Source organism: Acidimicrobiales bacterium (genome assembly GCA_033344915.1).
Taxonomy (GTDB): domain Bacteria; phylum Actinomycetota; class Acidimicrobiia; order Acidimicrobiales; family Aldehydirespiratoraceae; genus JAJRXC01.
In genome coordinates this window covers 2,172,946-2,193,105 of record JAWPML010000001.1, presented here as the reverse complement: position 1 = coordinate 2,193,105, position 20,160 = coordinate 2,172,946, and the positions used below count along the sequence as shown (strand labels likewise).

The window sequence follows — 20,160 nt, the reverse complement described above, 5'->3', positions numbered from 1 at the left end:
GAGTCTGCATCACGCGCCTACCAGGCGCACAGCTCCCGGGCCGTCGCGGCGATGGTCTCGGCATTCGGGCGGTAGGCGTCCTCGAGGGGCGGGCTGAACGGGACCGGCACGTCGAGGCCGCCCAACCGCTTGACCGGCGCGTCCAGATCGGTGAAGCACTCGTCGGCGATCGTCGCCGCGATCTCGGCGCCGAGACCGCCGAGCCGGTTGGCGGCATGGACGACGAGTACCCGGCTGGTCTTCGCGACCGAGGTGGTGACGGTGTCCATGTCGAGCGGCTTCAGCGAGCGGAGGTCGATGACCTCCAGCTCGATCCCCTCGGTCGCGAGGGCGTCGGCGGCGGCGACCGCCTCGTGGCGCATCGCCCCGTAGGTCACGACGGTGGCGTGGCTGCCGGCCCGGACGACGGCGGCCGCGCCGAGCGGGACCGGGGCGTCGCCGGCAGGGATCTCGCCCTTCAGGGAGCGATACAGGGGCTTCGACTCGAAGTAGATGACCGGGTTGTCGTCCCGGACCGCGGACTGGAGGAGGCCGTACGCGTCCGCAGGGGTCGACGGCGCGACCACCTTGAGCCCGGGGGTGTGGACGAACCAGGCTTCGGGATTCTGCGAGTGGAACGGCCCGGACCGGAGGTTCCCGTCCGACGGTGCTCGGATCACCCACGGCACGGCGCCGCCCCAGCGGTAGTGGGCGGTCGAGGCGAACTGCACGATCGAGTCGAAACCCGAGCTGATGAAGTCGGCGAACTGGAGCTCGATGATCGGGCGCAGGCCCATCAGCGCCATGCCGTTGGCCGCGCCGATGAACCCGAGCTCGGTCATCGGCATGTTGCGGACACGACGCGAGGAGAACGCCTCCGCAGCGGCCTTCGTCACCTTGAAGGCCCCGCCGAACGGGCCGGCGACGTCCTCGCCCATGACGAGGACCCGTTCGTCGCGGGTCATCTCGTGGACGATCGCGGCGCTGATCGCGTCAAGGTAGGTGCCGGTGCTCACGCGTCGCCCGCCCAGACGCCGTCGGTGACCGTCGCCGGATCCGGCCACGGGCTCTCGTGGGCGAACGCGAGCGCGTCGGCGACCTCGGCGGCGACGTCCGCGTCGATGCGATCGATCCGCTCCTGTTCGACGCCCTCCTCGCGGAGGCGGACGAGCAGCCGGTCGATCGGATCACGCCGTTCCCACTTCTCCAGCAATCCCTGCGGCACGTATTCGAACCCGTCGTGGATCGCGTGGCCCAGCATCCGCATCGTCGCCGCGACGATCACCGTCGGGCCGCCGCCGTTGCGGGCCCGGTTGACGGCCTTGCGGCTGACGTGGTGGACGGCCTCCACGTCGTTTCCGTCGACGTCGACCGCGTGCACGCCGTGGGCGCGCGCCCGCGCCGCGATGTCGGGGTTCGCCGAGTGCTGCTCGATCGGCGTCGAGTAGGCGTATTGGTTGTTCTCGACGACGATCACCACCGGGGCCTTGTCGAGGGCGGCGAGGTTCAGCGACTCGGCGAAGAGTCCGGTGACCGCGCCCCCGTCGCCGGTCCAGGTCATGGCGACACGGTCTTCGCCGCGGAGCTTGAAGGCCATCGCGGCGCCGACGGCGACCGGCAACGACTGGGGGAGGTGGGAGATGAACCCGATGATGCCGAGGTCGACGTCACCACATCCGTGGATGTTGGCGTCACGCCCCCCGCTCGGGCCGGTCGCGCGGCCCAACTGGTGGGCGAGCAGCCGGTGGGGGGTCATGCCCCGCACGAGGTAGGCACCGAGGTCGCGGTGCATCGGGGCGACCACGTCGTCCTCGTCGAGACACAGGGCGGGGCCGACGGACACGGCCTCGTGCCCTCGCTGGTTGAAGGTGCCGCCGACACCCTGACCGGTCAGCCACAGGGTGCGGATGGCCTCGTCGACGTCGCGGGTGAGGCGCATCCAGCGATACGCGGCGACGAGGTCGAGCGTCATCGCAGCCGGAGATAGTCGGCGACGGTGGCGAGCGGGGGGCGCTCGTCGACGAGGGCTTCCACGGGCTCGAGATCCGGGCGCAGCAGGACGTGGCTCCACTCGTCCTGCCACTCGACCTCGGCTCGGCGCAGGGCCACGTGGAGGATCTCCATCGCCTGCACGGAGAGCTCGTGGAGCGGACGATTGCGGTGGACCCGCACGCCCAGGTCGACCTGGGCGAGTCGCTCCGTGCCGACCAGCGCGGCGATGTCGATCAGCAACCCGGTCTCGACGCCGTAGCCCATGCTGAACGGAACCTGCTCGAGGATGTCGCGCCGGGCCGCGTACTCGCCGCCCAGCGGCTGACGAACCGAGGTGAGGTGGGGGAAGAGGGTGGCGAGCAGCGGCCGGGCCATCAGCTCGGTGGTGCGGCCGCCGCCGGTGCCGCCGATCTCGGGGCGTTCGTAGTAGCCCTTGACCATCGCGATCTCGGGATCGGTGAGCAGGGGGCCGACCAGGCCGGTGACGCAGGCGGGCGTGAACGAGGTCAGGTCGGCGTCGATCCACACGATCAGGTCGCCACGGCAGGCGGCGATGCTCTTCCACAGCACGTTGCCCTTGCCGGCGCCCGGGGCGATGTCGGGCAGCACGTCCGCGACCTGCACGACGGTGGCACCCGCCGCCCGGGCGACGTCGGCGGTGCCGTCCTCGCTGCGATCGTCGATCACGATGATCTCGTCGACGAGGGAATGGCCGTTGGACGCGAGGTGCTCGTGGATGGCGCCGACGATGGTGCCGACCGTCGCCTCCTCGTTCCGGGCCGGGATGCAGACCGAGATGGTGTGCTCACCCTTCGCGTCCCGGAGCATCGGCAGCGGGAAGTCGCGGGCGGAGTGGCTGCGGACCTCGGTCATGGGTCGCCCAGCGTAAACCGTGGCGTCAATCGATCCCCATGAGACGCAGGATGGTGGGCGGGGGCGAGGGGTCGCCGGCCGCGAGTGCGGCCGCCCGTTCGACGTTCGCCGGGTGGAAGCGCTGGTTGCTCCAGTCGCTCCACGCCTCGTCCTCGGTGATGCCCTCGGTGACGGCGCGGAGGTACCGCTGGAGGGCCCGCACCTCGGGCTCGCCACCAACCGCGCCGTAGCCCGGCACGACGGTCGTCCCCCAGCCGAGGAGGACGTCGAGCTGCTCGGCCCACGCCGCGGGATCGCCGGCCCAGGCGGCCGGGATCACGCCGAACGACGCCATCGCGCCGGCGATGACCACGTTCGCGTCGGGGACCTGCACGACCAGGTTCTCCTGCGTCTGCCCGTGGGTGGGCGCGACGACGACGCGGGATGTGAGCCAGGCCGCTTCCTGGACCATGTGGGAGACGGGCCGGGTCGTCAGGTCGGCGAAGTCGGCGGCGAGCGAAGGCTCGAGGTGTTGGTAGGCGGCGACGTTCGGTGGCTGCTCGAGGAGCGCGCTGGTCTCGCGGCGGCCGTAGACGGCGGCCAGCGGGTAGACGCTCGACCCGCCGACATGGTCGATGTGGGGCGACGTGTAGACGAGGTGGCGGATGGGCACGCCGGTGTCGGCGAGCAGGTCCGCGAGCTCCGCGGCGTGGGCGGGAACCGTGCAGGCATCCACGACCGTGATGCCGTCCTCGTCGTAGATCGCGACGGAGTTGGCCGAGCCGAAGCCGCCGGGGTCGCGTTGCGCGAGCAGGATGCCGTCGGCGACCTCGACCAGTTCCACGGAAGCGACGGTAGCCGTGGCGGGTTCATCAGGAGACGCTCGATGCCGATGATCTCTCTACGATGACTGCCATGTTCCCCCGCCGTGCGCTCGCTGTTCTGCTGGCCGTCGGCATCGTCGCGGGCGGGTGCGGATCCGGCACCGCGGAGGAGTCGCGGGCGGCGTCGACGACGACGACGTCCACCTCGACGACGACGACCACGACGACGACGTCCACGGTGCCGCCCACGACGACGGCCGCGCCGGTCACGACGTCCACCGTGCCGGCGGACCCGTACGAGACCTTCGTCGCGAACATCCGCGAGGAGGTGACGATCCTCGACGCCTACGAGACGCCCGACGGTGAGCCCGCCGTGTTCGAGTTCGCCGTCGGCAATCCGACCTACTTCGGCAACCAGCTCGCGCTGATGATCACGGATCGCACCGATGACGGCGAGTGGCTCAAGGTGCAGATCCCGGTCCGCCCGAACGGCACGGAAGCCTGGATCCGCGCCGCGGACGCCGAGATCACGTCGCATCGGTTCCGGGCGGAGGTAAACCTCACGGCGCGGGCGGTGACGGTGTGGGACGGCGCCGATCTGGTGGTCGAGACCACGGCCGTGATCGGCAAGGAGGCCACCCCGACGCCGCTGGGGAGTTTCTTCGTCAACGACCTCATCGAGAAGTGGGACACCAGCGCCTACGGGCCCTACATCCTCAGCCTCAGCGGCTTCTCCGAGGCGATGGACACGTTCGGCGGCGGTGTCCCCGTGATCGCGATCCACGGGACGAACCGGCCGGATCTGATGGGCGGCGCCCACTCGAACGGCTGCATCCGGATCCCGAACGATGTCGTCCGGGTGCTCGCCGACACCGTCCCGATCGGGACCCCCGTCGACATCGTCGCCTGACGGCAGAGCCGCCGACGAGCCCCACGGGATCTCTGGTCATGAAAGGGTCGCAAATTGCGACCCTTTCATGACCAGAGATGCGATCGGGTGGGAGGGAGGTCGTAGCCTCGGAGCGATGGATCGACTGATGGAGCTGGGTCGGCGAGGCTACGCCTTTGCCCGGCTCGTCGCGGGCGAGTGGTCCAAGGACCGCGTCGGCGGGCTCGCGGCCGAGATCGCCTTCTTCGCGCTCCTCGGGTTCTTCCCGGCCGTGGTCGCCCTCGCCGCCGCGCTCGGGTCCGCCGATGCGCTCGTCGGCGACAACACGGCGGCCGACGTGGAGAACTGGCTCGTGGACCAGATGGTCAACGTGTTCGGCGGTGACAACAGCCTCGAAGCGACGGTGGAGGACCTGTTCAGGGGCGGGAACGGTGGCGCGCTCACGATCGGCGCGGTGATCGCGATCTACGCGGCGTCGCGGGGGTTCACCGCGGTCGTGCGGGCCCTCGATGTCGCCTACGACCACGATCATCTCCGGGGTTGGCTCTCGACCCGGCTCGTCGGTCTCGGCCTGACCCTGCTGACGGTCGCCGTGGCGGCGGTCGTGCTCGTGCTCATCGTCGTCGGCCCGCTCTTCGGCGGCGGATCGGACATCGCGGACGAACTCGGCGTCGGGTCGTGGTTGGCCACGCTCTGGACATGGCTGCGATGGCCGGTGGTCTTCCTCGTGTTCGTCGGCTGGGCGGCAACCGTGTACCACGTCGCCCCGAACCACTCGACGCCGTGGCGTTCCGAGCTCCCGGGCGCGGTCATCGCGTCGCTGTGGTGGTCGGCCGTGTCGCTCGGCTTCAGCTCGTACCTGTCGTTCGCCAGCTCGGGGGCGAACGCCGTCTTCGGCCTGCTGGGGGGCGCCATCAGCCTCCTCTTCTGGCTCTACCTGATGGCGATGGGATTGCTCCTGGGGGCGGAGATCAACTCGCTCCTCGCGGTCGAGAAGGGGTTGGACATCAACCGGGCGGCGAGGCCGGAGAGCAGTCGTCGCCTTCGTCGGTAGGGTGCAGCCGTGACCGACTTCCGCGCTCCGTCGACGGAGATCTTCTCGCTCCTGCGTCACGCCGCCGACCTCGACGGAGTGCTCGCTCTGCCCGCGTTCGCGGGGGTCGACGAGGCCACCGTCGAGGGCCTCGTCGCCGAAGCGGGCCGCTTCTTCGAGGAGGTGCTCGCGCCGCTCAACCGGGACAGTGACGTCGTCGGCACCGTGCGCCGTGACGACGGCGGGGTGAGCACCGCGCCGGGGTTCGCGGACGCCTACCGCCGCATGGTCGACGCGGGCTGGATGTCCATCGGTGGTCCCGTCGCCTACGGAGGCGGTGGGTTCCCGTCGGTCGTCAATCTGGCGGTGCACGACCTGATGGCCAGCGCCTGCCTGTCGTTCTCGCTGTGCCCGACGCTCACCGGAGGCTCCATCGACGCCTTGTCGGAGTTCGGCACCGAGGAACAGCGCGAGGTGTATCTCCCGCGACTCATCTCGGCGGAGTGGAGCGGCACGATGAACATGACCGAGCCGGAGGCCGGCTCCGACGTCGGTGCCCTGACCACCCGGGCCCTCCCGAACGACGACGGGTCGTGGCGTATCACCGGCCAGAAGATCTTCATCTCGTGGGGCGAGCACGACATGGCGGACAACATCGTCCACATGGTGCTGGCCCGCACTCCGGATTCACCGCCCGGCACGAAGGGCATCAGCCTCTTCCTCGTGCCCAAGTACCTCGTCGGCGACGACGGCACGCTCGGCGAGCACAACGACGTTCGCTGCGTGTCGCTCGAGCACAAGCTCGGACTCCACGGCAGTCCCACCGCGGTGATGGCGTTCGGCGACGAGGGCGGCGCCACGGGATGGCTCGTGGGCGAGGAGCACGGTGGCATGCGCGCCATGTTCGCCATGATGAACAGCGCCCGACTGGCGGTCGGCCTCGAGGGCGTTGCCATCGCCGAGCGGGCGTATCAGCAGGCCCTCGCGTTCGCCCACGAGCGTCGGCAGGGTCAGGCGCCGGGCGCCGAGCCGGGCTCGCCCAGCCCCATCGTCGAGCATCCCGATGTGCAGCGGATGCTGCTCGACATGGCGTCCTGCATCGCCGCGATGCGAGGCCTCTGCTACCGGACGGCGGCAGCCAGTGATCGGACGGACCACGCCGAGACGGCGGACCAGCGCCGAGCCGGTGACCACCGTGCCGCGCTGTTCACGCCCCTCGCGAAGGCGTGGTGCACCGACCTCGCGTGCGAGTTGACGAGCACCGGCATCCAGATCCACGGCGGCATGGGATACGTCGAGGAGACCGGTGCGGCCCAGCACTTCCGCGAGGCCCGCATCACCCCGATCTACGAGGGCACCAACGGCATCCAGGCCATCGATCTCGTGAGTCGCAAGGTGCCGCTCGACGACGGCGCCGCCGTGCGCGCCCATCTCGCGGAGATGCGCTCGGTCGCGACGGCGGCCGCGGCATCGCCCACGTTGGGCGGTGTGGCCGGTCATCTCACGTCGGCTCTCGACGCGGTCGAGGAGGCGACGGCGTGGATGCTCGCCGCGAGTCCGGTGGACCGTCTCCCCGGGGCGACGGCCTATCTCGAGATGCTGGCCGTCGCGACCGGTGGCTCGATCCTGATCGACACTGCCCTGTCGGCGGCCGACGCCGACGACGGGCAGGAGGCGGAGCGCCGAGCGACGCTGGCGCGCTTCTTCGCGATGAATCGACTCGCCGCGGTCGTCGGTCGCCGACCGGCGGTCGAGGGTCTCGGTGCCGTCCTCGCGGACGGCCGGACGACGGTGCTCGCGCCGTGAGCGGCGACATCCCGGAAGCCGGACGGGGCGAATAGGGTTTCGTCCCCATGCTTCTCGCGTCCTTCCCCAGCCCGTCGAGTGAGGCGATCGAACTCGGCCCGTTCACCCTGCGGGCCTACGGCCTCGCGATCGCCTTCGGCGTCATCGCCGCCGTCTGGCTCGCCCAGAAGCGGTGGTCCGCCGCCGGCGGGGACCCGGAGGACATCTCGAAGCTCGCCATGTGGGCCGTGCCCGCCGGCCTCGTCGGCTCGCGGATCTACCACGTGCTCACCGACTGGCGCTTCAAGGACGGATGGGCGGAACCGTTCAAGATCTGGGAAGGCGGTCTCGGTATCCCCGGCGGCATGGCGGCCGGCATCCTCGTCGGTCTGTGGCTGATCCACCGCGAAGGATGGGACCGTCCGACGCTGCTGGACGCGACCGTCCCGGCCCTGCCGTTGGCGCAGGCGATCGGCCGTCTCGGCAACTGGTTCAACCAGGAGCTCTTCGGTGGTCCCACGGATCTGCCCTGGGCCGTGGAGATCGCGCCCGAGCACCGGCCAGCCGAGCATCTCACCGAGGAGACGTTCCACCCCACGTTCCTCTACGAGGCGGTCTGGAACCTGGGACTCGTGGTGTTCCTGATCTGGCTCGGCAAGACGAAGCGGGTCCGCTCGGGCGGACTGCTCGCCGTCTATGTGGTCGGCTATCTCGTCGCCCGGCTGTGGCTCGAGACGGTCCGGGTCGACCACGCCACCGAGATCGGTGGCGTGCGCATCAACATCTGGATGAGCGTGATCGGCATCGTGGCCGCGGGCGCGTGGTTGGTGCTGCGGGGTCGTCCGACGACGGACGACGACTCAGACGACGCCGGCGCTGGTGTCGAGCCGGTCGAGGTGGCTGTTCCCGACGACGGTTCGGCGTAGCCGGTTCAACGCGTGGTGCTTGTTCAGCTGCTGGGCGGGAGCCGGCGGCGGGAACATCGTCAGATCCCGGATGTCGTACGCGATCGCGTACAGCCGGAGCCGGTCGAACTGGCGGGGGACCTCGAACAGCTCCGGGTAGTCCTCGGCGAGCCACCAGGGGATGTCGGCGTAGTCGTCCGCCCGTGTCCGCTCGACCCACTCGTCGGCCACGTGCAGGTGCGGAAGGCAGCACATGCGCAGGAACACGTCGAGGTCGACGTCGGCCGGCGAGGTGCGGGCCCATTCGAAGTCGAGGACCGCCGTGATCTCGTCGCCGTCCCACAGGATGTTCTCGAACGTGAGGTCGCCGTGGACGAGGAACTTGCTGTCGAACGGTTCGATCGCCGGGGTGAGGTCGTAGACCATGCGTTCGACGTCGTCGATGAGCCCGCGGTCGACGTGGGCGAGCGAGCGAGCCTGGTCGAGGGCGACCAGCAGCGACATCACCGGTGAGAGCGTCTCGCCCCGCAGCATCTGCGGGGCGTCGATCAGGGGAAGGTCCGCCGGACCCGGCGTGTTGTGCAGGCGCTGCATCTTCGTCGCGAGCTGGCTGACGGCGGAGCGACGTTTCGCCGTCGACATCGTGGGCCACCAGTGGGCGAGTGGCTTGCCGGGAACCCGCTTGAGGACGAGATAGTCCGCACCCATGCGGCCGCCGTACGCGACGACCATCGGGTAGCCGATCTCGGCGGGAAGGCTCGGCCCCAGCGTCGCCTCGCGGCGCAGTCGCTGGTTGGGCCGGCGGTTGACCCGCACGACATGGGTCGGCGTCAGCCAGACCTCGTTGGTCACGCTGCTGGCGGGCTCCAGCGGAACCGACGAATCGAGTCCGGCCTGGAGGAGCGCGTGGCGGGCGCGTGCCATCGCCATGGGGTTGCGGCGTTCGTTCACGTGCGTCGACCTCGGTCGAATCCGCGACCATGTTGCGAGGGGGCCCTCTTCATGCCACCCCATCGGCACCCGAAGGGCCGAACTGAGCACCCTCACAGCGACCGGCCCTTCGGGCTGGGCCGTTCGGCCCGGATCGCTCAGGTGCCGGGCAGGATGGCATCGGCGAAGACGGGCCATGCCTGGGTCGCCCACTCGCCGAAGGATCGGTCCGTCAACACCACCACGGCGATGTCGGCCGCCGGATCGACCCACAGGAAGGTGCCGGTCTGGCCGAAGTGGCCGAAGGTCGACGGGGCGTTGCCGAACCCCGTCCAGTGAGGGTCCTTGTGGCCGCGGATCTCCGGGCCGAGACCCCACGGATTCGGGTCGTGGCGCCCGAAGCCGGGGAGGACGCCGGCCAGATCCGGCAGATGGGGGGAGGTCGCGCGGGCCAACGTCGGCGCGCCGACGACGATCGGCTCACGCCACGCCCGGACGAGGTGGGTGAGGTCGCGCACGGTCGACCACGCGCCGGCCCCGGCGGAGCCGAGCAGCCGCGTCTCCGTCATCGCCAACGGCTCGAGCACGGCCTCCCGGGCGTAGTCGGCGTAGGGCATGGCTGCTCGCGTCGCGATCGCCTCCGCGATCATGTCGTAGGCGTGGGTCGAGTAGATCCGGCGGCGATGCGGCGCCGCGAGCTGCGAGTCGTCATCCGGGGCGACCCCGCCGGCATGGGCGAGGAGGTCGGCGGCGGTCGCACCCGCCGCGGTGATCTCCTCGTCGAGTTCGAGGGTGCCCTCCTCGTGGGCGACCAGGGCGACGAGCGCGGTGATCAGCTTGGTGACCGACGCCAGCGCGAAGGGACGGTCGACGTCCGTCGTCGTGGCTTCCACCATGCCGTCGACGATCACCGCGCCCGCCGCGTGTTCCACCGGCCAGTCGTGCAGGAGATCCAGGGCGCCCATCGCGGTGACGGTAGCCCGCCGGGTGTGATGTCGGTCGGGGTTCCGTGGGAGTCTTCTCGCCGTGACCGATGTGCCGGGCGCCACCACTATTCGGGTCGATCGCACCTTCGCGTTCATCGACCTGTCCGGCTTCACCCGGTTCACCGACAGCCAGGGTGACGGCGAGGCGACCGAGCTGCTGAAGCAGTTCCGCGAGGCGGTGCGCGACGCCGCCTCGACGCGCGGCGTGCGCATCGCGAAGTGGCTGGGCGACGGCGCGATGCTGGTCGGCGTCGAGCCCGATCCCGTGGTGGAGGCGGTCGTCGACATCGAGCAGCGCATCGACGAGTCCGCCGCAGGGCTGCCTCTGCGAGGGGGGATCTCACGGGGTCCGGTGATCCTCTTCGAGGGCGACGACTGCATCGGTCACGCGGTGAACATCGCGGCTCGCCTCTGTGACGAGGCGGCGCCCCGGGAGGTGCTCGCGACCGCAGAGGCCGTGTCGCCGTCGCTCGTGGGCATCGCCGTCGAATCGGCGGGGGAGCGACGGATCCGCGGCGTCGAGATCCTGATCCCGTTGCTGCGTCTGACGGCCTGCGACTGAGCGATGCTTCCGGACGACCGCGCCGAGTGGACCGACTTCGAACGGGCCGTCGGCGAGGTCCTCGATCGGCTCCGGCCCGGTGACCTGGTGACCTACGGCGACGTCGCGGCGGAGGCGGGTTTTCCGGGCGCGGCGCGGGCGGTCGGCTCGATCCTGCGCAAGTCCGACGGCATCTTTCCGTGGTGGCGGGTGGTCAGCGCATCCGGTCGACTGTTGCGTGACCACGAGGTCGAACAGACCGAGCGGTTGACCGCCGAGGGCATCGAGGTCCGCGACGGCCGGATACGGGGCTGATTCGCCGCCTGCCGGGCGTTCGCCGGTACCCTTGGCAACTCGATGACAGACACCGCCCTCACTTCCTTCGCGGCGCTGGGTCTGAGCGACGAAATCGTCGATGCGCTCAACGAGCGAGGCATCACGTCGCCCTTCCCGGTGCAAGCCCTCACCATTCCCGACGCCCTCGCTGGCCGCGATGTGTGCGGCAAGGCCCAGACCGGCTCGGGAAAGACCCTCGCCTTCGGCCTCCCCGTCCTGCAGCGCATGGCCAAGGCCGCGCCCTCCCGCCCCACGGGCCTCGTTCTCGTGCCGACCCGTGAGCTCGCCAACCAGGTCACCGAAGAGCTCGACCCGGCCGCTCGTGCGGTCGGCCGCAACGCCCTCGCGATCTACGGCGGCGCACCGATGGAGAAGCAGATCGAGCGGCTCGAGAAGGGTGTCGATCTCGTCGTCGCCACCCCGGGTCGCATGATCGATCTCATCGACCGAAAGGCCGTCTCGGTCGCCGACGTCGCCCATGTCGTGGTGGACGAAGCCGACCGCATGGCCGACATGGGATTCCTGCCCCAGGTCGAGTGGATCCTGCGCAACATCGACACGTCGCATCAGACGTTGCTGTTCTCGGCCACCCTCGACGGCGTGGTCAACACGCTGATCAAGCGGTACCAGACCGATCCGTCGATGCACGAGGTCGAGGGCAAGGAAGTCACCGTCGAGGAGATGACCCACCGGTTCATCGCCGTCCACAAGATGGACAAGTCGAAGGTCGCCGCCACGATCGCCAAGTCGACCGGGCGCACGATCATGTTCACCCGGACGAAGGCGATGGCCGATCGACTCGCCGGCGATCTCAAGGACTTCGGCGTGAAGGCGGCGCCGATCCACGGCGACCTGCGCCAGACGAGCCGCGAGAAGTCGTTGAAGGACTTCAGCGACGGGAAGCTCCAGGCCCTCGTGGCCACCGACGTCGCCGCCCGCGGCATCCACGTCGACGATGTGGACGTCGTGATCCAGTACGACCCGCCCGGCGACCACAAGACCTACCTCCATCGGGCCGGCCGCACCGCGCGTGCCGGCGAGTCCGGTCTCGTGGTCACCTTGTCGCTGTGGGACGAGGAGCTCGAGATCAAGCGGCTCCAGAAGCGGATCGACGTCATCCAGCCGCTCACCGAGATGTTCTCCAACGACGAGCGGCTCAATGACCTCGCGAGCTGGGACCCCCTCGCCGACTGATCCTGCGCGCCCGGCGTCGATCGATGCCTGGGCCGACATCGGTGCCGAGCGTGATCACGCGGCGGTGTTGGCCGCGGCTGTCGCCGTGGTGGCCCGTGCCCTCGACGTCGACGTGGCGTTCGAGATCGACGGGGCGCCGGTCGCCCCGGACGACGCGATCCTCGGGATCGAGGTGGATCCGGAGCTCTTGAGCGCATGGGGGCCATGGCTCCCGGGTCAGCTGCGCGAAGCATTGCTGGACCGCCGCTCGCGAGCGGCCGGCGGCGTGCACCACACCGCGCCGGACGTTGCGGCCGCCGTGGTGGACGTCGCGGCTGGGGTCCGCCCGTTCGGCCTGGACGACATCGTGCTCGACCCGGCCGTCGGCGGGGGAGCCTTCCTGCTGGCCGTGGCCGAACGCCTGTCCGGCGCGCGGGCGGACGTGATCGCCCGCCTGCGGGGCCTCGACACCGATCCGTTGGCGGTCGCGACGTCGATCGCCGCGCTGCGCCTGTGGGCCGGTGGTGCGCCGGTCGGCGAGAACGCACTTCGCGTCGGCGACGGGCTCACCGACGTGACGGACGAGCGGATCGACTGGGTCATCGGGAATCCGCCGTTCCTGGCCCAGCTGAAGGGCGAGACCGTGCGCGATCGCGCCCGACACGCGTCGCTGCGCCGGCGCTGGCCGGAGCTCGGGGCGTACACCGACGATGCTGCCGCCTTTCTCCTCGCCGGCGCCGATGCGGTCCGTCCCGACGGCGTGGTCGCGCTGGTGCAGCCCACGTCGGTGCTGTCGGCCCGCGACGCCGCCGCGGTGCGGTCGCGGCTCACGACCGACGCGCCGCTCCAGGCGATCTGGTTGGACGACGGGCGCCGCTTCGATGCCGCGGTCGACACCGTCGCGCTCGTCCTGCAACGCGGCGCCGATACCGCGCCGGTCGCGCGTTTCGTCGGCGTCCCGCCCGTCGCCCGCGCCGACGGGCCGCCCGGCGAGCGGTGGGCGGCGCTGCTGATCGACGACCCGGCGGCCTGGCTCGGCGACGACGAGTTCTCGGCGGGAGCCGTGGTCGGCGACGTCGCCTCCGTCACGGCCGGCTTCCGTGATCAGTTCTACGGGCTCCGCGGCGCCGTCCACGAAGACCCCGACGCCGAGTGCCGCCTGATCACCTCGGGTCTCATCGACCCGCTCGAGGACCGCTGGGGCACGACCCCGTGCCGGTTCGACGGCCGGCGCTGGGAACACCCGGGGGTGCGGGTGGCCGACGTGGACCCGTCGATCGCGGCGTGGGTCGCGGCCCGGCTGCGACCGAAGCTCCTGGTCGCGAACCAGACCCGCACGATCGAGGTGCTCATCGACGACACCGGGGGGACCGTGCCGTGTACACCGGTGGTCAGTGTCGAACCGGGGGAGGACGGACCGTCGCTCGCCCACCTCGCCGCCGCGCTCTGCTCGCCCGTCGCGACCGCGCTCCTCCTGCGCGAGGCGGCCGGCTCGGCCCTGTCGAGCGACGCGATGCGGATCAGCGCCGCGGCGATCGCGGCCCTGCCGCTGCCGGTGGAGGGAGCCGCCTGGGACGCGGCGGCGGCGCTGGTCACCCGGCGCCGGCGCGACCCGACGGCGGTGTCGGTCGAGGCGATCGGCGAGGCGGCGATGGCCGCGTACGGCGTCGAGGGCCGGTCTGATCTGCACAAATGGTGGCATTCACGGCTTCCCCGCCGATAGGGTGCCGACAACATTCAGAGCGGTTCGTGGAGTCTCACCCCGGTGAGATGATGCGGACCCGGCAACCTGGGACCAGACACCCAAGGTGCCCACCCACCTCGGTGGGGATGTGGTGGAGGCTCCGGCCCCCGCAACGAAGTGTCTGATGGTTCGCCATCATCCACTGGGCACCTGAAGGTAGAAGTCCCGAGAATCTCTCCGTGGACCATTCCGACCCGCAGCCTCTCAGCTTCGATCCGCATCAGCGCTACGCCGATGACCTCCCCGCGTCCGGCGCGTGGCGACCGGGGGATCCGGTGGGACGGCGTCGCTTCGTCACGGTGACCGACGGTCGGCCGTTCGCCCTCGAAGGCGGCGGTCGGATCGACGAGGTCGTGATGGCGTACGAGTCGTGGGGCGAGCTCAACGCCGACGCGTCGAATGCCGTGCTCGTCTGTCACGCGCTCACCGGCGACTCGCATGCTGCGGGCCGCATCGAGCCGGGTCACGCGGCCGATGGCTGGTGGGACGACCTCATCGGGCCCGGCAAGGCACTGGACACCGATCGTTGGTACGTGGTCTGTGCGAACGTGCTCGGCGGCTGCCAGGGCAGTACCGGCCCGGCGAGCCTGGTTCCCGGCACCGACCGGCCCTACGGCGCCGCCTTCCCCCAGGTCACGATCCGCGACATCGTCCGAGCCCAGCGGCGGTTGGCCGATCGCCTCGGCATCGGCCGGTGGCTGGCGGTCGTCGGCGGTTCGATGGGGGGCATGCAGGTGCTCGAGTGGGGATCGATGTTCCCGGATCGGGTCGACGCCATCCTTCCCATCGCCACCTGCGCGGCGGCGAGTGCCCAGCAGATCTCCTGGAGCGCCGTCCAGCGCCTGGCGATCGTCCAGGACCCGCAATGGGCTGGCGGCAACTACTACGACGCCCCGCCCGGCAAGGGGCCGTGGGCCGGCCTCGGCCTCGCCCGCGAGATCTCGCAGATCACCTATCGCACCTCCGAGGTCTTCGACCAGCGCTTCGGGCGCCACCACGTCAACTCCCGCGAGGAGTTCGACCAGTGGGGGCGCTACGAGGTCGAGTCCTACCTCGACCACCACGGGCAGAAGCTCGTCAAGCGCTTCGACGCCAACTCGTTCCTCGTGCTGAGCAAGGCGATGGACCTGCACGACATCGGCCGTGGCCGCGGCGGCGTCGCTGCCGCCCTCGGGCGGCTCCGGGTGCCCGTGCTCACGGCCTCGATCACATCCGACGTGCTCTACCCGCCCTACCAGCAGGCGGAGATCCACGCCGGCGTGGAGGCGGCGGGTGGGAGCTGCGAGTACCACGTGATCGACAGCCCCCAGGGCCACGACGGATTCCTCCTCGAGTCCGCCCATCTCGGCCCCCTCATCTCTCGAACCGTTGCAACCGCGGAGGAAACGCGATGACCGAACGACAGCCGCAGACCCGGGCGATCCGGGCCGGGCGCGTCCACAACGACACGGCGCTCGCGCCGGTCGTCTGGGCGAGCAGCACCTTCGTCGCCGGAGGCGTGGAGGAGGCGCACCGCTTCGCTCAGGACATCACGATGCCGAAGTTCTACGGGCGCAACTCGAACCCGACGGTGTCGGACTTCCAGAGCGCGATCGCCGATCTCGAAGGAGCCGAGGCGTCACGGGCCTTCTCGTCGGGCATGGGTGCGGTCAGCGCCGTCATCCTCGGCCTGTGTTCGTCGGGCGATCACATCGTGGTGCAGTCCCAGCTCTACTCCCACACCCAGCTGCTGTTCCAGGCGGTGTGTCCGAGGTTCGGGATCGACGTCACGTTCGTGGACGGCACGGACCCCGACGCCTGGGATGCCGCGGTCATCCCCGGCAAGACCGCCCTCTGCTTCGCGGAGACGCCGGCGAACCCGAAGCTGGCGCTGGTCGATCTCGAACGGTTCGGCGCGATCAAGGGCCCGATGACGGTCGTCGACGGCACCTTCGCCCCGCCGATCGCCCAGCGTCCGCTGGAGTACGGCGTCGATCTGGTCGTCCACTCGGCGACGAAGGCGATCGCCGGTCACAACGACGCGATCCTCGGCGTGGTGAGTGGCAGCGAGGAGCTGCTCGCCTGGATCCGCGGCTTCGCGATCCTCCACGGCGCGGTGGCGTCGCCCTACGACGCGGCCAACGGCCTGCGCGGCATCCGCACCCTTGCGGTCCGGCTCGAACAGCAGACGAAGACGGCCACGCAGCTGGCCGAGGCGCTCTCGGGCCATCCGGCGATCGAGCAGGTCTTCTACCCGGGTCTGCCCTCACATCCGCAGTACGAGCTCGCCCAGCGCCAGATGGATCTCCCCGGTGGTCTCGTCAGCTTCGACCTGGCCGGTGGGCGCGATGCGGGCCGTCAGCTCGTCGAACGGATCGAGCTCGCCCAACTCGCCACGTCACTCGGTGGTCCCGAGACGCTGCTCACCCATCCCGCGTCCACCACCCACGTCGGCCTGCTGCCCCAGGAGCTGGAAGCCTCCGGCATCGGTGAAGGCACGGTGCGGATGTCGTGCGGGCTCGAGCACGCGGACGATCTCGAGGCCGATCTGCGGCAGGCGTTGGACTCGATCCGCTGACGGGCAGGCTGTCGGCATGCCGGAGCTGCTCGAGATCGAGACGTATCGCAGCGCCGCCGCGCCCGTGGTCGGCCGCCGGATCGCGACCGTCCACGCGCCCGACGACTGGTACACGAAGGGCGCCACGACGCCGGAGGAGCTCCGGGCCGTGCTGCCCGGACGGTCGGTGGTCGGCCTGCGTCGCATCGGCAAGCTCCTGCTCGTCGACACCGACGGCCCGGTTCTCGGATTGCGTTTCGGGATGACGGGACGCCTGCTCGTCGACGGTGGCGCGTCGATCGATCAGCTCGAGTACTCGAGTGACCGCAACGATCCGGCGTGGGACCGGTTCGGTCTGACGTTCGCCGGCCGCGGTGACCTGGTGATCCGCGACCCGCGTCGCCTCGGGGGCGTCGAGCTCGACCCCGACGAGTCGAAGCTCGGCCCGGACGCCGCGTCGGTGACGTTGAAACCCTTCCGGGCGATTCTCGCCTCGTCGACGGCGCCGGTGAAGGCCCGCCTCATGGATCAGGCCCGTCTGGCGGGCATGGGCAACCTGCTCACCGACGACGCACTGTGGCGGGCCGGGCTCGACCCGACCCGGCCGGCGAACTCACTCGCCGCCGACGAGGTGGCGCGACTGCATCGGGCGATGCGGCGCACGCTCGCCGTGCTCGGCCGCCGTGGAGGAAGCCACACCGGTGACCTCCAGCCCGCCCGCGAGCGGGGCGGGCGGTGTCCGAAGGACGGCGAGGAGCTCCGGCGCGAAGACGTGGGCGGGCGCACGACCTACTGGTGTCCCGCCCACCAGGTGTGACCCCGCTCGCGGCATCGCGGGTCGAGCCGGTACGGTCGCTGGCCGTGGGTTGGACACGCGGGTTCTGCGCGATCGTGATCGCTGTCGTCGTGGGCGTCGTCGCGTCCCCGGCCGGGGCGGCCGACGAGCCGGACACCGAGCCGACCGGCGTCACGGTCCTCGATGACACGGACGAGGCGCAGCCCGACTCGGCGGTCGTGCTCGACACCGAGACGAGTGACACCGTGCGGCGCATCCGTCGCGAGTTGGTGACCGTCGGCGTGATCGCGGCCGCGGCCCTGCTCGTCTATCTCTGGCACACGAGCCCGCGGCGGCGCCTGCGGGTGGCCGCCCGCCAGCTCCAGGCATCGGGGGTCGTGCCGGCGGAGCCAGCCGGTCCGCCGGCCGAAGACTGAAGCCCGGTCGGTTCATGACCGATACTGTCTCTCCATGGCCGAAGGACTCGACATCGACGCAATGATCGCGCGCTTTCGCGAGCGCGCCGCCTCCGTCAAGAAGCGCAACCTGCCGCCGGTCGGTGGCGACGAGCGGGCGCGCTTTCTCGAACAGGCGCAGCTCGACTTCCAGGACTACGCGATGATCGCCGACGCCGAGGCTTCACTGGTCGACGGCGTGCTGACGCTCACGATCGATCTCCGTCCGCCCGAAGAGGAGAATGCTGGTGCCTGACGATCTCGAACCGGACGACGCGCCGCCGCCACCCCCCGCGCCGGCGCCCCCACCACCGCCGCCACCGCCACCGCCGCCCCCGCCGCCGGCGCCGGCCGAGCCGACGACGGACGACATCGGCTCGCTGCCGACGAGCGACGCCCCGATCGCCGGGGTCGACCCAACGCCGCCGCCTCCGATCGCCGGCGTGGATCCCGCGCCGCCGCCGGCTTCCGCGCCTGCCGTTCCGCCGCCGCCTACGGCGCCTGCCGTTCCGCCGCCGCCTCCCGCGGCAGCCGCGCCGCCGCCTCCCGCGCCCGCAGCTCCGCCGCCGCCCGCCGCTGCGCCGCCTCCCGCACCCGCAGCTCCGCCGCCGCCGCCCGCCGCCCCGTCGGCCGCTCCTGCTCCGGCCGCTGCGCCACCCCCACCGCCGCCCGCGGCTCCGGAACCGGCGATGCCCACGGCCGAGAGTGGCCCGGGCACAACCGACGCCCACGGCATCGGGGCCGCGGCCCAGGCACTGTCCGGTGCGGCCCGCCGAGCCGGCCATGCCGCGTTCCTGGTGCTGTCCGGTGCGCTCGACGAGGGCGAGACGGTGGTCACGCTGACGGCCTGCCGGTTCCAGGGTGCCAACGGCGCGTTGGCTCTGACCGACCGGCGTCTCATCGTCGTCAACGCGCGCCAGTGGGACCCGGACGTCCTCCCGATCAGCCTCGAGCCCGGCTTGACCGTGCAGGGCTGGCAGGACGAGCGACAAGCCGCCCTGGTGTTCTCGCGGGACGGTCGCGATCTCGTGGTCGACCAGATCGCGGACCTGGCCAAGGCCCAGGAGATCGCCGCCGGGGTGCGCAGTCGCGTCGACGGTTGATCACCGATTCCGGGTGTAGGTTCACCCGGCGAGCGGATACAGTTGCAGGCTCTTGCGGACGTAGCTCAGTTGGTAGAGCGCAACCTTGCCAAGGTTGAGGTCGCCGGTTCGAACCCGGTCGTCCGCTCCACGCAAATCCCGGTTGAGGCCGCGGGAATGCCAAGCCGGAGACCCCGTGCGGACGATGCCGCCCGGCACCGCGCACGTGGCGTTCGCTACAGTCGCGACATGACGGCGACTTGGAAATCACGTTGGTTGGCGGTGCTCGCGGTGTCGGCGCTCCTCGGGCTGGCCGGGTGCGGCGACGACGGCGGCAGTTCGGGATCGCCCTCGCCGGATCCTGGCGCGACGGGCGGCGACGCCGCGGACGGCTCGGACGGCTCGGAGGGCTCGGACGGCTCGAGCAGCGGGACCGCCGACGTGGGGGACGACTTCCCGATCGCGGCCCCCGACGGGCTGGTGCTCGATGCGCTCGCTGATGCCGGCATCTCCATGAGCGGGCAGCGGCAGCTCTACTACGCGAACGAAGACGTCGACCGGATCGTTGCGTTCTACGACGCGTGGACGAGCGGGAACGGCGAGTGGTCCAAGGGTGAGGTCGGCGACGTCGTGGTCTTCCAACGTGTCGACAGCGACAGAATCGAGTCGATCACGATCACCCCCGACCACGACCCGGGCGCGCAAGCGGATGGGCCCGTGGTGTACGTCCTGCTGGTCTCGGGCTAGATCCGGCCGGCATCGAGAACCGGGCAGACCATGCCAGGCGACGAACTGCCGACGCTGCTCTACCTGTACGGGCCGCCGGCGGTCGGGAAGCTGACGGTCGCCGAGCGCGTGGCGGAGCGGACGGGGCTGGCGTTGTTCCACAACCACCTGAGCGTGAATGCGGTACGCCCGATCTTCGGGCTCGGGACGCCGGGATTCAATGCCGTGATCGAGCGGCTGCGCATCGATGTGTGTGCGACCGCGATCGCCGAGGGCACCTCGTTGATCTTCACCAACAGTTCGGCATGGGGCGGCGACGACGGCCGCGAGCGCTTCGAGTCGTTCGCGGCCCGGGTCCAGGACGGGGTCGCGAACGCGGGTGGGCGGACCGTCCTGGTTCACCTCACCGGCGAGGCTTCCGAGTTGGAGGGGCGTGTCGGCAGCGAGTCGCGGCGCGGTCACCACAAGCTCACGGACCCCGTGCGCCTGCGCGAGATCCTCGCCTCGTTCGACGCGTCGGCCCTGCCGGGCACCGAGCTCACGATCGACACGTCGGCCGTCGACCCGGAGCAGGCCGCGGAGCTGATCGCGGGCCACGTTCGACCCGGTTCGTGATC

At 70.9% G+C, this 20,160-nt stretch carries 22 protein-coding genes, 1 tRNA gene and 1 riboswitch; of the genes, 17 read left to right on the top strand and 6 right to left on the bottom strand.

Annotation, left to right across the window (positions count from 1 at the left end; all coding sequences use genetic code 11):
• Positions 1-17 precede the first annotated feature (17 nt).
• From R8F63_10740 to R8F63_10725, 4 genes are read right to left on the bottom strand one after another with little or no spacing between them, the layout of a single operon-like run.
• Positions 18-995 (bottom strand): alpha-ketoacid dehydrogenase subunit beta, encoded by a 978-nt coding sequence (locus R8F63_10740; protein ID MDW3219074.1) that lies wholly within the window; start codon positions 993-995, stop codon positions 18-20.
• On the bottom strand, positions 992-1,951 hold the full coding sequence (locus R8F63_10735; GenBank protein MDW3219073.1) for a thiamine pyrophosphate-dependent dehydrogenase E1 component subunit alpha: 960 nt from the start codon (positions 1,949-1,951) through the stop codon (positions 992-994). Before R8F63_10735 ends, R8F63_10740 begins: the two co-directional genes overlap by 4 nt.
• The gene (locus R8F63_10730) at positions 1,948-2,844 is read right to left on the bottom strand and encodes a glucosyl-3-phosphoglycerate synthase (GenBank protein ID MDW3219072.1); all 897 of its coding nucleotides are present in this window, start codon (positions 2,842-2,844) and stop codon (positions 1,948-1,950) included. Before R8F63_10730 ends, R8F63_10735 begins: the two co-directional genes overlap by 4 nt.
• 25 nt (positions 2,845-2,869) lie before the next feature.
• Entirely contained in the window at positions 2,870-3,667 is a 798-nt protein-coding gene (locus R8F63_10725; GenBank protein MDW3219071.1) for an MBL fold metallo-hydrolase, read from the bottom strand.
• 71 nt (positions 3,668-3,738) lie between these two features.
• On the opposite strand from R8F63_10725, the gene R8F63_10720 reads away from it, so the two are divergent.
• The 4 genes from R8F63_10720 (at position 3,739) to lgt (ending at position 8,280) form a co-directional block, all read left to right on the top strand.
• Positions 3,739-4,557: a L,D-transpeptidase gene (locus tag R8F63_10720; protein ID MDW3219070.1), complete on the top strand. Its 819-nt coding sequence runs from the start codon at positions 3,739-3,741 to the stop codon at positions 4,555-4,557.
• 115 nt (positions 4,558-4,672) lie between these two features.
• Positions 4,673-5,590 (top strand): YihY/virulence factor BrkB family protein, encoded by a 918-nt coding sequence (locus tag R8F63_10715; protein ID MDW3219069.1) that lies wholly within the window; start codon positions 4,673-4,675, stop codon positions 5,588-5,590.
• A 9-nt stretch (positions 5,591-5,599) separates the two neighbouring features.
• Positions 5,600-7,375, top strand: a complete 1,776-nt coding sequence (locus R8F63_10710) for an acyl-CoA dehydrogenase (GenBank protein MDW3219068.1) — start codon at positions 5,600-5,602, stop codon at positions 7,373-7,375.
• 47 nt (positions 7,376-7,422) lie between these two features.
• Entirely contained in the window at positions 7,423-8,280 is an 858-nt protein-coding gene (gene lgt / locus R8F63_10705) for a prolipoprotein diacylglyceryl transferase (GenBank protein ID MDW3219067.1), read from the top strand.
• Here the strand turns inward: lgt and R8F63_10700 are convergent.
• Together R8F63_10700 and R8F63_10695 are read right to left on the bottom strand one after the other, a co-directional pair.
• Entirely contained in the window at positions 8,215-9,210 is a 996-nt protein-coding gene (locus R8F63_10700; protein ID MDW3219066.1) for a phosphotransferase, read from the bottom strand. The genes lgt and R8F63_10700 overlap by 66 nt on opposite strands.
• 137 nt (positions 9,211-9,347) lie before the next feature.
• The gene (locus tag R8F63_10695) at positions 9,348-10,154 is read right to left on the bottom strand and encodes a serine hydrolase domain-containing protein (protein MDW3219065.1); all 807 of its coding nucleotides are present in this window, start codon (positions 10,152-10,154) and stop codon (positions 9,348-9,350) included.
• Between the two features lie 61 nt (positions 10,155-10,215).
• Here R8F63_10695 and R8F63_10690 point away from each other — a divergent pair, with 61 nt between their 5' ends.
• From R8F63_10690 to R8F63_10630, 13 genes are all read left to right on the top strand, one after another.
• A complete protein-coding gene (locus R8F63_10690) occupies positions 10,216-10,737 on the top strand; it encodes an adenylate/guanylate cyclase domain-containing protein (protein ID MDW3219064.1) in 522 nt (173 codons plus the stop codon).
• Positions 10,738-10,740: 3 nt separating this feature from the next.
• On the top strand, positions 10,741-11,031 hold the full coding sequence (locus tag R8F63_10685) for an MGMT family protein (GenBank protein ID MDW3219063.1): 291 nt from the start codon (positions 10,741-10,743) through the stop codon (positions 11,029-11,031).
• Between the two features lie 42 nt (positions 11,032-11,073).
• Entirely contained in the window at positions 11,074-12,246 is a 1,173-nt protein-coding gene (locus R8F63_10680) for a DEAD/DEAH box helicase (protein ID MDW3219062.1), read from the top strand.
• Complete coding sequence (locus R8F63_10675; protein ID MDW3219061.1) at positions 12,212-13,948, top strand: N-6 DNA methylase; 1,737 nt, start codon at positions 12,212-12,214, stop codon at positions 13,946-13,948. The genes R8F63_10680 and R8F63_10675 overlap by 35 nt, the downstream gene beginning before the upstream one ends.
• Before the next feature lie 5 nt (positions 13,949-13,953).
• Positions 13,954-14,096: riboswitch (SAM-I-IV-variant riboswitch) on the top strand.
• Between the two features lie 52 nt (positions 14,097-14,148).
• Complete coding sequence (locus R8F63_10670; GenBank protein MDW3219060.1) at positions 14,149-15,363, top strand: homoserine O-acetyltransferase; 1,215 nt, start codon at positions 14,149-14,151, stop codon at positions 15,361-15,363.
• Positions 15,360-16,526, top strand: a complete 1,167-nt coding sequence (locus R8F63_10665; GenBank protein ID MDW3219059.1) for an aminotransferase class I/II-fold pyridoxal phosphate-dependent enzyme — start codon at positions 15,360-15,362, stop codon at positions 16,524-16,526. The genes R8F63_10670 and R8F63_10665 overlap by 4 nt, the downstream gene beginning before the upstream one ends.
• A 16-nt stretch (positions 16,527-16,542) precedes the next feature.
• Entirely contained in the window at positions 16,543-17,322 is a 780-nt protein-coding gene (locus tag R8F63_10660; GenBank protein ID MDW3219058.1) for a DNA-formamidopyrimidine glycosylase family protein, read from the top strand.
• A gap of 44 nt (positions 17,323-17,366) precedes the next feature.
• The gene (locus R8F63_10655; protein MDW3219057.1) at positions 17,367-17,717 is read left to right on the top strand and encodes a hypothetical protein; all 351 of its coding nucleotides are present in this window, start codon (positions 17,367-17,369) and stop codon (positions 17,715-17,717) included.
• A 34-nt stretch (positions 17,718-17,751) separates the two neighbouring features.
• Positions 17,752-17,991 carry a hypothetical protein gene (locus R8F63_10650; GenBank protein ID MDW3219056.1) on the top strand — a complete coding sequence of 80 codons (240 nt, stop codon included), beginning with the start codon at positions 17,752-17,754 and terminating at the stop codon, positions 17,989-17,991.
• Complete coding sequence (locus tag R8F63_10645; protein ID MDW3219055.1) at positions 17,984-18,838, top strand: hypothetical protein; 855 nt, start codon at positions 17,984-17,986, stop codon at positions 18,836-18,838. Before R8F63_10650 ends, R8F63_10645 begins: the two co-directional genes overlap by 8 nt.
• 54 nt (positions 18,839-18,892) lie before the next feature.
• Positions 18,893-18,968: transfer RNA gene (locus R8F63_10640), tRNA-Gly, on the top strand.
• A gap of 98 nt (positions 18,969-19,066) precedes the next feature.
• Positions 19,067-19,564: a hypothetical protein gene (locus R8F63_10635; protein MDW3219054.1), complete on the top strand. Its 498-nt coding sequence runs from the start codon at positions 19,067-19,069 to the stop codon at positions 19,562-19,564.
• 30 nt (positions 19,565-19,594) lie between these two features.
• The gene (locus R8F63_10630; protein MDW3219053.1) at positions 19,595-20,158 is read left to right on the top strand and encodes a hypothetical protein; all 564 of its coding nucleotides are present in this window, start codon (positions 19,595-19,597) and stop codon (positions 20,156-20,158) included.
• Positions 20,159-20,160: the final 2 nt, after the last annotated feature.

Bases quoted from the DNA above. Each gene is read 5' to 3' on its own strand.
- R8F63_10735 (MDW3219073.1), bottom strand. From the start codon at position 1,951: ATGACGCTCGACCTCGTCGCCGCGTATCGCTGGATGCGCCTCACCCGC.
- R8F63_10730 (MDW3219072.1), bottom strand. From the start codon at position 2,844: ATGACCGAGGTCCGCAGCCACTCCGCCCGCGACTTCCCGCTGCCGATG.
- R8F63_10720 (MDW3219070.1), top strand. From the start codon at position 3,739: ATGTTCCCCCGCCGTGCGCTCGCTGTTCTGCTGGCCGTCGGCATCGTC.
- R8F63_10715 (MDW3219069.1), top strand. From the start codon at position 4,673: ATGGATCGACTGATGGAGCTGGGTCGGCGAGGCTACGCCTTTGCCCGG.
- lgt (MDW3219067.1), top strand. From the start codon at position 7,423: ATGCTTCTCGCGTCCTTCCCCAGCCCGTCGAGTGAGGCGATCGAACTC.
- R8F63_10695 (MDW3219065.1), bottom strand. From the start codon at position 10,154: ATGGGCGCCCTGGATCTCCTGCACGACTGGCCGGTGGAACACGCGGCG.
- R8F63_10685 (MDW3219063.1), top strand. From the start codon at position 10,741: ATGCTTCCGGACGACCGCGCCGAGTGGACCGACTTCGAACGGGCCGTC.
- R8F63_10680 (MDW3219062.1), top strand. From the start codon at position 11,074: ATGACAGACACCGCCCTCACTTCCTTCGCGGCGCTGGGTCTGAGCGAC.
- R8F63_10675 (MDW3219061.1), top strand. From the start codon at position 12,212: ATGACCTCGCGAGCTGGGACCCCCTCGCCGACTGATCCTGCGCGCCCG.
- R8F63_10665 (MDW3219059.1), top strand. From the start codon at position 15,360: ATGACCGAACGACAGCCGCAGACCCGGGCGATCCGGGCCGGGCGCGTC.
- R8F63_10660 (MDW3219058.1), top strand. From the start codon at position 16,543: ATGCCGGAGCTGCTCGAGATCGAGACGTATCGCAGCGCCGCCGCGCCC.
- R8F63_10650 (MDW3219056.1), top strand. From the start codon at position 17,752: ATGGCCGAAGGACTCGACATCGACGCAATGATCGCGCGCTTTCGCGAG.
- R8F63_10635 (MDW3219054.1), top strand. From the start codon at position 19,067: ATGACGGCGACTTGGAAATCACGTTGGTTGGCGGTGCTCGCGGTGTCG.
- R8F63_10630 (MDW3219053.1), top strand. From the start codon at position 19,595: ATGCCAGGCGACGAACTGCCGACGCTGCTCTACCTGTACGGGCCGCCG.